This is a genomic window from Aeromonas aquatica (assembly GCF_000764655.1).
Taxonomy (GTDB): domain Bacteria; phylum Pseudomonadota; class Gammaproteobacteria; order Enterobacterales; family Aeromonadaceae; genus Aeromonas; species Aeromonas aquatica.
In genome coordinates this window covers 34362-46030 of sequence record NZ_JRGL01000094.1, presented here as the reverse complement: position 1 = coordinate 46030, position 11669 = coordinate 34362, and the positions used below count along the sequence as shown (strand labels likewise).

At 62.7% G+C, this 11669-nt stretch carries 10 protein-coding genes; 1 reads left to right on the top strand and 9 read right to left on the bottom strand.

Annotated features, from left to right (window positions below; genetic code table 11):
* Positions 1 to 147: 147 nt before the first annotated feature.
* The 6 genes from maiA to LG30_RS0110945 all read right to left on the bottom strand — a co-directional run bounded on the left by maiA (position 148) and on the right by LG30_RS0110945 (position 5856).
* Positions 148 to 786 carry a maleylacetoacetate isomerase gene (maiA, locus tag LG30_RS0110970; RefSeq protein WP_033130750.1) on the bottom strand — a complete coding sequence of 213 codons (639 nt, stop codon included), beginning with the start codon at positions 784 to 786 and terminating at the stop codon, positions 148 to 150.
* 216 nt (positions 787 to 1002) lie between these two features.
* Entirely contained in the window at positions 1003 to 2001 is a 999-nt protein-coding gene (locus LG30_RS0110965; protein WP_033130749.1) for a fumarylacetoacetate hydrolase family protein, read from the bottom strand.
* A gap of 9 nt (positions 2002 to 2010) precedes the next feature.
* On the bottom strand, positions 2011 to 3171 hold the full coding sequence (locus tag LG30_RS0110960) for a homogentisate 1,2-dioxygenase (protein WP_033130748.1): 1161 nt from the start codon (positions 3169 to 3171) through the stop codon (positions 2011 to 2013).
* On the bottom strand, positions 3164 to 4297 hold the full coding sequence (gene hppD, locus LG30_RS0110955; protein WP_152599204.1) for a 4-hydroxyphenylpyruvate dioxygenase: 1134 nt from the start codon (positions 4295 to 4297) through the stop codon (positions 3164 to 3166). Before hppD ends, LG30_RS0110960 begins: the two co-directional genes overlap by 8 nt.
* A 252-nt stretch (positions 4298 to 4549) precedes the next feature.
* A complete protein-coding gene (locus tag LG30_RS0110950; RefSeq protein WP_033130746.1) occupies positions 4550 to 5215 on the bottom strand; it encodes an HAD family hydrolase in 666 nt (221 codons plus the stop codon).
* Positions 5212 to 5856, bottom strand: a complete 645-nt coding sequence (locus LG30_RS0110945; protein ID WP_033130745.1) for a TIGR01621 family pseudouridine synthase — start codon at positions 5854 to 5856, stop codon at positions 5212 to 5214. Before LG30_RS0110945 ends, LG30_RS0110950 begins: the two co-directional genes overlap by 4 nt.
* An 89-nt stretch (positions 5857 to 5945) precedes the next feature.
* Between LG30_RS0110945 and LG30_RS0110940 the strand changes: the two genes are divergently transcribed.
* Entirely contained in the window at positions 5946 to 7538 is a 1593-nt protein-coding gene (locus LG30_RS0110940; RefSeq protein ID WP_033130744.1) for a GGDEF domain-containing protein, read from the top strand.
* A gap of 144 nt (positions 7539 to 7682) precedes the next feature.
* On the opposite strand, the gene LG30_RS0110935 is transcribed toward LG30_RS0110940, so the two are convergent.
* From LG30_RS0110935 to LG30_RS0110925, 3 genes are all read right to left on the bottom strand, one after another.
* On the bottom strand, positions 7683 to 9236 hold the full coding sequence (locus LG30_RS0110935; RefSeq protein ID WP_033130743.1) for a methyl-accepting chemotaxis protein: 1554 nt from the start codon (positions 9234 to 9236) through the stop codon (positions 7683 to 7685).
* 120 nt (positions 9237 to 9356) lie between these two features.
* Positions 9357 to 11015 carry a fatty acid--CoA ligase gene (locus LG30_RS0110930; protein WP_033130742.1) on the bottom strand — a complete coding sequence of 553 codons (1659 nt, stop codon included), beginning with the start codon at positions 11013 to 11015 and terminating at the stop codon, positions 9357 to 9359.
* A 75-nt stretch (positions 11016 to 11090) separates the two neighbouring features.
* The gene (locus LG30_RS0110925) at positions 11091 to 11657 is read right to left on the bottom strand and encodes an RBBP9/YdeN family alpha/beta hydrolase (RefSeq protein WP_033130741.1); all 567 of its coding nucleotides are present in this window, start codon (positions 11655 to 11657) and stop codon (positions 11091 to 11093) included.
* Between the last annotated feature and the right edge of the window lie 12 nt (positions 11658 to 11669).

Below are 11669 nucleotides of genomic sequence, written 5' to 3'. Positions count from 1 at the left end.
GGATGATTAGACCACTACATTCGTTCTACACTGCATATTTAAAGTGTCATCCAAAAGTACACCCACTGGCTGACTAAAACTTGCCAATTTTTTAAAAATGCCCCGACCAGAACGGGGCATTTCTTTAGCAAAGCATAAGTGGGGAAATCACCCCTGCGCATCCGGCTGATTGGCGGGGGCGGCCTTGATAAAGGCCTGCAACTGCTCGCAGTTGGCGACGATGCGGGCGATGGTGGGGTAGTCGTCCAGGGTCATATTGAAACGGTGGGCGTTGTAGACCTGAGGCACCAGCATGCAGTCGGCCAGGGTCACCTCGTTGCCGACGCTGTAGACACCGGCGGTGGTCATCAGCAACTGCTCGAGGGCGGTGAAGGTCTCGTCAATCCAGTGGCGATACCAGATGTCCCGCGTCGTCTTGCCCTGCCCCAGCTCCTGCTCCAGGTAATTGAGCACCCGCAGGTTGTTCAGGGGATGGGTGTCGCAGGCAATCATGTTGACTATCTGGCGCACCCTGGCCCGATCGATGGGGGCCGAGGGCATCAGGGGATAGGCGGGATAGGTCTCGTCGAGGTATTCCATGATGGCCACGGACTGGCCAATCTGCACCTCGCCGTCGATGAGGAAAGGTACCAGCCCCTGAGGATTGAGCCGGCGATAGGCTTTCTCTTTCTGTTCGCCCTTGCCCAGATGCACCGGGTGCTGCTCATAACCGAGTCCCTTGAGTTGCAACACCAGACGCACCCGATAGCTTGCCGATGAACGCCAATATCCAAACAACTGCAGCATATTCTGTCCCTGTGATGGCAGGTGTCCGCCACCTGCCGTGTCGCCTGCCGGCCTTGTACCGGCCCAGGCTTCCTTAGAACCTGCTCACGATCTTACTGCGAGGCCGTGATCAAGGCTCATGTGCTGCTCGGAATCCTCATTTATATCTATAAACTCCGGTTCCTGCGCTGCTCTTTACCTTGCTGACGACCTCTCGTGACAGAACGTGACAGGTTCTTAGCTTGTCTGACTGGCCTCCATTTGCGTGACCCGCTGAAAAATGGTGCCAAACAGACTCATCCCGTTGCGATCCTGCATCGCGATGGACACTGTATCACCAAAGCGCAGGAAGGGTGTAGTGGCTTGACCTGACTCGATAATTTCCAGCATGCGCAGCTCGGCGAGGCAGGAAGAACCCCTGCTTCTGTCGTAGTTGGAAACGGTGCCGGAGCCGATGATGCAGCCCGCCCCGAGGGGGCGGGTTTTGGCGGCGTGGGCAACCAACTCGAAGAAGTTGAAGGTCATGTCGAGCCCCGCATCCGGGGCACCAAACAGGGCGCCGTTGAGGTGGGTCAGGAGCGGCAGGTGCACCTTGCCTTCGCGCCAATCCTGGCCGAGCTCGTCCGGGGTGATGGCCACCGGCGAGAAGCCGCTGGACGGCTTGGACTGGAAGAAGCCAAAGCCCTTGGCGAGCTCGCCGGGGATGAGGTTGCGCAGGCTGACGTCGTTCACCAGCATCAGCAGCTTGATGTGCTGAGCGGCGGCTTCCGGGTTGGTCCCCATGGGAACGTCGTCGGTGATGATGGCCACCTCGGATTCAAAATCGATGCCCCACTCCTCGGATCCCATGAGGATGGGGCCCCGGGGGGCGAGGAAGCTGTCGGAGCCCCCCTGATACATCAGGGGATCGTGCCAGAAGCTGTCCGGCAGCTCGGCGCCACGCGCCTTGCGCACCAGCTCCACGTGATTGACGTAGGCGCTGCCATCGGCCCACTGGTAGGCCCGGGGCAGCGGCGAGAGGCAGGCTGCCTCATCGAACGCAAAAGCATCGGCGCAGGCGCCGTCATTGAGTGCCTGATAGACAGCCGCAAGCTCTAGGGCCAGCTCGGCCCAGTCATCGAGGGCCGCCTGCAGGGTCGGGGCTATCTGGGTCACGCGCACCGCAAGGCTCAGATCGCGACTCACCACCACCAGGGCGCCGTCGCGCTTGCCGTTGTTCAAGGTTGCCAGTTTCATAGAGGATCCTTATTTGCCGCTTGGCGCTGTGGAGGGGCCGGGACGCAGCCAGCTGTTGACGTAGCGGGGGTTCTCCACCCCCTCGCACAGACCGCCCACACTCAGGGCATCGCGGGTGTCGAGCATCACCGCCACCTCGTCGGTGAAGGTCTTGGCGTGGGCGCGACCGGCCGCAAACGCCTTGGGATGGGGGCCATGGGTAAAACCTGCGGGGTGGAAGGTCACCATGCCCCGCTCTATGTTGTCCCGGCTGAAGAAGTCCCCGGCGTGGTAGAAGAGCACCTCGTCGAAGTCGTCGTTGCTGTGGTAGAAGGGCACCCGCAGGGCGCCGGGGTCGCTCTCGATGGGGCGCGGCACGAAGGTGCAGACCACGAAGCGGCTCGCCACGAAGGTGGAGTGGGCCGAAGGAGGCAGGTGATAGCGGTGGCTCATCAGCGGACGGATGTCGCGCCAGTTGAGGCGCACTACACACAAGTCCCCGTGCCAGCCCTGGGCATCGAGCGGGTTGAAGGGCCAGGTGACGACCGAGACCTGGTTGTGGCGTTTGATCTGCAGGGACCAGGGATTTTCATCCTGCTGGGCCAGGAAGGCCGGGTCTATGGCGGGCACGTCCAGCGCCGCCGGATCGAAGATGGCATGATTTCCCACCAGACCCTTGTCCGGCAGCTGATAGCTGTCGTCGGTCGCCTCGATCATTAGAATAAACATCGGCTCTGCTGGCTCTATGCGCCACATTGTGCCACGGGGGATCACCACATAGTCCCCCTCTTTCAGCGTGAGATGGCCGTAGTCGCAATAGAACTCGCCGCTCCCCTCGTGGATGAACAGCAGCTCGTCGCCGTCGGCGTTGCGCACCAGAAACGGCATGGCATCGGCCAAGCGCCAGACCCGGTAGCGGCAGTGGGCATTGTGCAGTATGTCCGGCATCACCCAGGGGGAGAGGGAGCTTATCTCTTCCTGCAGGCCGTTGAGATCGAAGGCTCTGGGCCGCAGCGGCCCCTCCCAACCCACCCAGTCGGTGGGAGGGTGCTTGTGGTGCATGTGAGTGGCGGGGCCGAAGAAGCCGGCACGCCCGAGCTCGCGCTCGTAGATGGCCTGCTCGGGCAGGTCGGCGTGGGCCTGACGGGAGTGGGTCCCCTCCCGGTGGGGGAAACTGATCCAGTTACGCATCGTTCAGTTCTCCGTTCTTCTCGCCATGCCCCTCTCCAGTCAGCACGCCACGGCGAATTTGGTCCAGCTCGATGGATTCGAACAGTGCCTGGAAGTTGCCCTCACCGAAGCCTTCGTTGCCCTTGCGCTGGATAATCTCGAAGAACACGGGGCCGATGACGGTGTCGGTGAAGATCTGCAGCAGGATGCCATCTTTGGTCGGCGAGCCATCGATCAGGATCCGCAGCGCCTTGAGCGCTTCCAGATCTTCCTGATGGCCCTCCACCCGGCGGTTCACCCCCTCGTAATAGGTATCCGGTGTTGGCATAAAGCCGGTGCCCCGCCCGCGCAGGGTGCGGATGGTCTGGTAGATGTCGCTGGACGCGAGGGCGATGTGCTGGATCCCCTCCCCCTTGTACTGGCGCAGGTACTCCTCGATCTGGGACTTGTCGTCGGAGGACTCGTTGATGGGGATGCGAATTTTGCCGCAGGGGGCCGTCATGGCGCGGGAATGCAGGCCGGTCAGCTTGCCCTCGATGTCGAAGTAGCGGATCTCCCGGAAGTTGCCGATCCGCTCGTAGAACTGGGACCAGAGATCCATGTTGCCGCGCTGCACGTTGTGGGTCAGGTGATCGATCTCGATCAACCCGGCATCCACCGCCCCCATGCGCGCCTGCCAGTCGGGGTAGAAGACGAAGTCCACCTCATAGATGGAGCCCTTGTCGCCATAACGGTCGACAAAGGAGAGGGTGCTCTCGCCGATGCCGTAGATGGCGGGGATGTTGAGCTCCATGGGCCCTATCTTGCCGACGAAGGGCTTGGCCCCCTTGGCGATGGCGTACTGCTGGGCACGGCCCGCATCGCTCACCCGAAACGCCATACCGCAGACGCTCGGCCCGTGCGCGCTGGCGAACTGCTCCGCCTGGGAGTGGGGCTCGGCGTTGACCACAAAGTTGATGTCCCCCTGACGATAGAGCCAGCACTGCTTGTGCTTGTGCTGCGCCACCTCGGCAAACCCCAGGGAGACGAACAGCGCCTTGAGGGCGGCAATGCCTTTGGCCGTCGGCGCCGTGTATTCGACGAACTCGAAGCCGTCCGTGCCAAGGGGGTTGATGGTGTGGGAAGAGGAAGAAGAGGGGGTCATGATGCGCTCCTTGCGGCTGGCCTGGGAATAAAATCGGGTAACACCGGATTGACGGAGCGGGCCAGGGCCAGGATGCTCGCCAATCCAGGTTGTTAACAACTTGTTTCATTAGAGGCGTGGGAACGGCAGAAGAGAAGAGGCGGGATCCAGATAGTCTTGCGGACTTGCCCTCTCAAAAATGTAAATGGATTGTGACATTGAGGTGGAGGCCTTGCGGGCAGCCTCCTCAGGATCCGGGAGGCTGTCAGCTTTGCCTTACAGTGACCAGCGTTTGGGCAGGATCCGGGGCAATTGCGCCTGTATTTTTTGCAGGCGCGCAGGGCTCGGGTTAATGAGCCAGGCCTGCTCACCCAGCGCCAACAGCGGCAGATCGTGCGGGCTGTCGCTCAGGCTCAGCACGGGGGCGAGGGCGCGGATCTCCGGCAGCAGCTTGTGTTGGCCGTGGCAATAAAAACGCGGCACCAGGCCACCGAGGCGATAGCCCATCCGCGAGCCTGTGATGCGATGGGGAAGCCGTGGCAGTTGTCGATGGAGCTGGGCTCGGACCAAAGCCCGGGGGCTGGCGGAGATGACCCAGCAGCGCGCCCTTTCGGCCATCAGCAGGGCGCGGGCCTCCCGAAACAGCCCGGGCCGGGTGCGGCAATAGGCGCGCACCAGTTTGCGCCAACCAAGGGGCGAGAGCCCGAGGGTGATGGCCCACCAGATGAGGGAGATGCCCAGGCGTCGCTGGCTTGGCAACAATCGGCTCGGCAACAGATAGACGAGGCCACCCAGGGCGATGACCGGCAGCAGCAACAGCGGCCAGAGGCGGCGGCGCAAGATGAACCTCAGCAGGCCGGCGTGGCTGTCGTCCGGTGCCAGAGTGTCGTCAAAGTCCGCCAGGATCCAGCCCTTGGGCGGCACTGCCTCCAGCCGGCTCATTCACCCAACCCGGCGATCACCCCGTGCAGCTCGGGCAGGAGGAACAACTGTCCCTCGTCGGGGGGGCAAACGAAATCGAACCCCTCCTCCCCCAGAGAGAACGAAAGACGCCAAGCGTGCAGGTAGCCGCGATCCGCCGCGGTGCCGCCGTAGCGCTCGTCCCCGAGGATGGGGGCGCCGATGCTCTTCAGCGCGACCCGGATCTGGTGGGTCTTGCCGGTCTGGGGTTTGATGCGATAGAGCCGCAGGCCCTCGCGCACCGGCGCCGAGTCGAACCAGCTGATGGCGGGATTGTCCAGGCTGCGGGCCAGCATCCAGCTGCCGCCGCGCCCCTTTTGCATATCCCCCTTGATCCAGCCCTGCTTCTTCTTGGGCTTGCTGTCGGAGAGCGCCAGGTACTGTTTGCTCACCCGCCGCTCGGCAAACCCCATGCTGAGCGCCCGGTTCGCCTCCGGCGTGCGGGCCAGCAGCAGCAGCCCCGAGGTCATCTTGTCGAGCCGATGGACGGGATAGAGCTCCAGTCCAGTCTCGGCGCGCACCAGATTCACCAGGCCGGGTTCACCCGCTTCATCGTGCATGCCAAGGCCCGGGCCCTTGTTGATCACCATGAAATCTTTATGCTGCGACAGTATCCGGTACATCTAGAACCCTTTAGAATGTCATTTATTAATAAAATGTGAATGGGCCTTCAGGCCATACCCCATGGACCCTCAGCACAAGAATCGCACGGATGAAGAGATACTTGTTTTGGCTGCTATTGCTTGGCGCCAGTTACGCTTCCCCTGTCCTGGCAAGTGACCGTCCCCATGAGCGTCCGGATCGGGTCGTCTTGCAGTTGCGCTGGCTGCATCAACCCCAGTTTGTGGGTTACCACATGGCCAAGGCGAAGGGATTCTATGCCGACGCCGGACTGGACGTCGAGATAAGACCCGGTGGCAAGGGGATAAGCCCGGTGCAGGAGGTGCTGGCCGGGCGCGCCGACTTTGGGGTCGGCAACACCGAGGTGCTGACCAGCTACGCCAGTGGCAAACCCCTGCTGGCGCTCGCCAGCGTCTATCAGCATTCGCCATCCATCTTCCTGGCCCGACGCGACAGCGGCATTCTCACCGTTGCGGACATGCGTGGCAAACGGATCATGATGTTTCCCGGCCACCAGGACGCCGAGCTGCTCGCCACCCTCTACTATCAGGGGCTGCACGAGCGTGAGCTCACCCCCGTTCCCACCTCGGTCAATATCGACGATCTGATCGCGGGCAAGATCGATATTTTCAACGCCTATCTGAGCAATGAGCCCTTTTATCTGGAAGAGCGCGGCGTCCCGATCTCCATCATCAATCCCCGCAACTACGGCGTCGATTTTTACAGTGACATCCTGTTCACCACCCAGGCCGAGGAGCAGGCCAACCCGGAGCGGGTTGAACGTTTTCGGGCCGCCAGCCTGAAGGGGTGGCGCTACGCCCTCTCCCACCCGGCCGAGGCCATCAGCCTGCTGCGCCGGGAGTATGGCGTCCAGCGCTCTCAGGCTCATCTGGAGTACGAGCTGCAGATGAGCAAGGAGATGATCCAGCCGCTCTATGTGGAGATCGGGTATATGAACCCGGATCGCTTCGCCCACATCATGCAGCAGCTGACGGAGATAGGCCTCATTTCAGGGCCCATACCGCTGGCGGATTTCCTCTATCAGGCCCCCTCGGAGCAGTGGACATTCTGGCGCCCCTGGTTCTTGTTGAGCCTGGGGGTGGGCACCCTCATCTTGCTGCTGGCCATCTATCTGTTCGTCAGCAACAAGCGGCTCAATCGGGAGGTCGCCCTGCGCAAGCAACGGGAAGAAGAGATACTGCAACTGGCCCGCCATGATCCCCTCACCGGCCTGCCCAATCGCCTCAGTCTGATGGAGCAGCTGGAGCGGCAGGTCCAGAGCCCCAATCCCGGCTGCCTGCTGTTTTGCGATCTCGATGACTTCAAACGCATCAATGACAACTTTGGCCACAGCCAGGGAGATGCCCTGCTCTGCCAGCTGGCCAGGCGGATCGACGATGCCATCGATCATCGCTGCTTCTTTGCCCGGCTGGCGGGGGACGAATTCATCCTGCTGCTGCCCGACTACAGCTGCCGTCAGGCGCAGGATGTGACCGAGGTGATCCGGCTTGCCATGCAGTCGCCGTTCGAGGTGGATGGCCAGCTCATGTACATCGGGATCAGCATAGGCGTAAGTCACTACCAGAGCGGCTGGAGCGCAGAGCAGTGGCTCATCCAGGCGGACAGGGCCATGTATGATGACAAAAGCGGCAGCTTCGCGGCGTTGGCGGAACAATCCGGCTGACCCCACAGCGCGAGCGCGGCACAGGCGCTGGCAGCGCCCGAGCCAGCTCAATACCGCCTCTGCCCATAAGCGCCAATCCACACTCCCAAAGAAACAACGAGGCCACCCTGGGGTGGCCTCGTTGCATGCGCGTCTTCATGGTGATTAACCGAAGGTCTGCCCCAGGGATTTGAGCTGCCGCGCCTTGGTGAGCAGGATGTCGCTCGACGCATCCATGTCCTGCATCTTGCTGCTGTTGGTGTGGGAGTGCAGGGAGATGGCGTTGACGTTCTGGCTGATGTCTTCGACCACCGCCTGCTGCTGCTCGGCCGCCGCCGAGATCTGGGTCGAGAGATCGACCACCTGCTCTATCTCCGCCAACACCTGATGCAGGCTCGCGGAACCCTGCCGGGTCAGGCTCACACAGGACTGGGTCTGATCCAGATTCTGCTGCATCATGCCCTTCCAGCCGTTCAGGGTGCGCTGGATCTGCCCTATGCTGCCCTGGATCTGCTCCGTCGCCTTGTGGGTGCGAGTGGAAAGGGTGCGCACCTCGTCGGCCACCACCGCGAAACCGCGCCCCTGCTCGCCGGCGCGCGCCGCCTCGATGGCCGCGTTGAGCGCCAGCAGGTTAGTCTGATCCGCGATCCCCTGGATCTCGCTCATCAATACCCCGATGCGATCCGACTCCTCCGCCAGCGCCACCGCCGCGCTGAAGGCCTGCTCGGCCTGGGTGGCCAGTTCGGTGACCCTGTGCTGGGTGTCCTCCAGCTGCTGGTTGGTGTGCTGGCAGTGCACCTTGGCCTGGGCTATCTGGTTGTCCGTCTCCTGGATGTTACGGGCTATCTCGTGGGCGGTCGCCGCCATCTCGGTGATGGCGGTCGCCACCTGCTGGGTCTGGATATCCTGCTCGGCGATGTCGGCACTCGCCTCGCTGGACGCCGTCTTGAGGTGCACGGCCAGCTCCTGCAGGGAGAGCGTCGCATCGTCGACCCGCCCGAGCACGGTCCGGATCCTGGCCTGCAGCAGCTTGATGTGGAAATCGGCGATGGCGCTGGGCTCGTCCCCCGAGTAGATGAGCCGGGTCAGGCTGTCATACTCGCGGGTCAGCTGCCCCAGATAGCGGGGGGTGGTGATGATCTCGTGCCGATAGATGAGGCCAAGCCACAACAGTGGCAGCAACATCAGCAAGGATTCCCAGCCCCCCATCCAATAGGCGCCCCCCACCAGCATCAGCACCAGCCCGACGATGGCCAGCCCATGGCGCATAGGACCGAGGGAGAAACCGGCCTTGCGCTCCCCTCGCTCCACCGCCTTCAACCTGGCGTAGGTGCGGGCGGCGATGGCCTTCATCTCGGGCTCGGCGCGGTTGCGCACCGACTGGTAGCCGTTGATCCGGCCCTGCTCGAAGATGGGGGTGACATAGGCATCTACCCAGTAGTAGCGGCCATCCTTGCAGCGATTCTTCACCATGCCGCGCCAGGGCTTGCCCTGTTTCAGCTTGCCCCAGAGATCGGCGAAGGCCGCCTTGGGCATATCGGAATGGCGCACCATGTTGTGGTGCTGGCCTATCATCTCGGCCCGGCTGTATCCCGCGACCCGGCAGAAGTGATCATTGGCATAGGTGATGACTCCCTGCAGATCCGTGGTGGAGACAAGTTGTTCATTTGCTGGAAAATCCACCTCTTCATCCACGAGATGAGTCTGGGTTTTATTCATGACGCACGCCTCTTGTGTGATAACTCAACTAGCGTAGTCAAGCCCATGGGGCCAAGCAACGCGGCCCCTCAGACAATGAGGATGCCTGAGGGGCCGCTGTGGGATTTTATGATGCTGCGCTCAGTTTTTGCTCGGCGTACTCAGCTCCTGCTCACGAATAAGCTTCTTGTTCACCTTGCCGACGCTGGTCTTGGGGATCTCCTGGACGATGCGGATCTGGCGCGGAATGGCCCAGCGGTTGATGCGGCCGCTGTCGACAAACCCTTGCAGATGCGTCTTGATGGCCTGACTGTCCAGGCTCTCCCCCTCCTTGCCAACCACCAGCGCCAGCGGGCGCTCTCCCCACTGCTCGTCAGGTACCCCCACCACGGCCACCGAATGCACCCCGCCGTGCGCGCTGATGAGATTCTCCAACGCCAGCGAGCTGATCCATTCGCCCCCGGTCTTGATCACATCCTTGATGCGGTCCTTGATCTCCACAGTGCCATTCGGCGTGATGGAGGCCATGTCCCCGGTGTGCAACCAGCCACCCTGCCAGAGTTCGGCCCCCTTGTCCGGCTCCTTCAGATAGCCCTGAGCCAGCCAGGGTGCGCGCACCACTATCTCCCCCATGGTCTCCCCATCGTGCACCACCTCGCGGCCCTGCTCGTCGATGATGCGCAGATCCACCAGCCCGATGGGCTTGCCGGTGCGGATCCGCAAGGGCAGTTGCTCGTCCATGGGCAGCGCCAGCTCGGCCTCGCCGAGGTGCACCACGCACAGCAGCGGGCAAGTCTCCGACATGCCGTAGCCCGCGTGCACCAGAATGCCCTTGTTGCTTGCCTGAGTGGCGAGGCCAAGTGGCAGCGCACTGCCCCCGAGCAGCATCTTCCAGCCGTCGAAGGAACCCTGTCTGGCCTCGTCGCAATCGAGGATCATCTGCAATATGGTCGGCACGCAGTGGGAGAAGGTCACCCCCTCTTCCCGATAGAGCCGCACCAGCTTGTTGGGCTCGTAGCGCCCCGGATAGACCTGCTTCACCCCCAGCATGGTCGCCACGTAGGGGACACCCCAGGCGTGCACGTGGAACATGGGGGTGATGGGCATGTAGACATCGTGTGATTGCAGCAGCGACTGCCCCGCATGGGCCGCCAGGGTGCCCAGTTCATTCAGGGTGTGCAGCACCAGCTGACGGTGGCTGAAGTAAACCCCCTTGGGATCCCCCGTGGTGCCCGTGGTGTAAAACAGGGTCGCCACCGAGTTTTCATCAAAGTCGGGAAAATCGAAGTGACCATCCGCCCCGGCCAGCAGCGTCTCATACTCCCCCAGCACCGGCAGGCGGGTCGCCGCCGCGTGCTCGTCGGTCAGCTGGACATAGCCTCGCACCGTGGGCAGCTGATCCGCGATGGACTCCAGCATCGGCACGAAATCGTCGTGCACCAGCACCAGGTGATCCTCGGCGTGGTGCATGGTGTAGGCAATCTGCTCCGGCGAGAAGCGCACGTTCACCGTGTGCAGCACGGCGCCGATCATAGGTACCGCGAAGAAGCATTCGAGGGAGCGGTGGCTGTCCCAGTCCAGCAGCGCCACGGTATCGCCGGGACCCACCCCCGCCGCCGTCAACAGGTTGGCCAGCCGGTGGATCCGCTGATTGAGGGTGCGATAGTCATAGCGCAACTTGTCTGCGTAGACGATCTCCTGATCGGGATAGTAACGCCCCCCCGACAACAGCAGGCTCTTGATCAGCAGCGGATAGGCATGGGCTCCCTGCGCTGGCGGTATGACCCTGGTCTTCACCATATGGACTCCTTTCGATTCATGCTCACAGAGCTGTGGACTGCCGGGGAAACTCCGTCCCCTTGAAGAAATAGATATTCAGCTATCGAGGCGCGCCAGCAGCGCCTGGGCCTGGGGCCAGGGACCGAAGCCACTGGCCGGGTTGAGATGACCCACGGCCCCCGCATCGACCAGCTCGCTCCCCCAGTCGAAGGCCATGGCCTGCACCGCCTCACGGCTTGCCAGGGGATCGTTGTGGCTCATCACCACCAGGCTCGGGAACGGCAGCCGGGTATGCGGCAGCGGATGCCAGCCACCAGCCTGCATGGCGTCTGCACTCGGGTACTGGGCTGGCCAGGTGGCGCCGAGATCCGGCGGCGTCACCAGCAGGGCGCCCTTGATCTGGCGCTGGCTCTGCGCGGCCCAGTGCACCGTCATCAACACGCCGGCGCTGTGGGCCACCAGGATCACCGGCCCCTCGATGGAGGCAAGCGCCTGCTCGATGGCCTCGACCCTGGCCCGACAATTGAGCTTGTCCGAGGTTAAAGGCGACACAATGACCACCTTGTCCAGCTCGGCGGCGAGCAGCGTCTGCCAGTGCTCCGCCACATGCTCACGCAAACCAGGCACTATCAGCACCGTGGCCTTGGGCTGCCATTGCTTCATCTCACTCCCCTC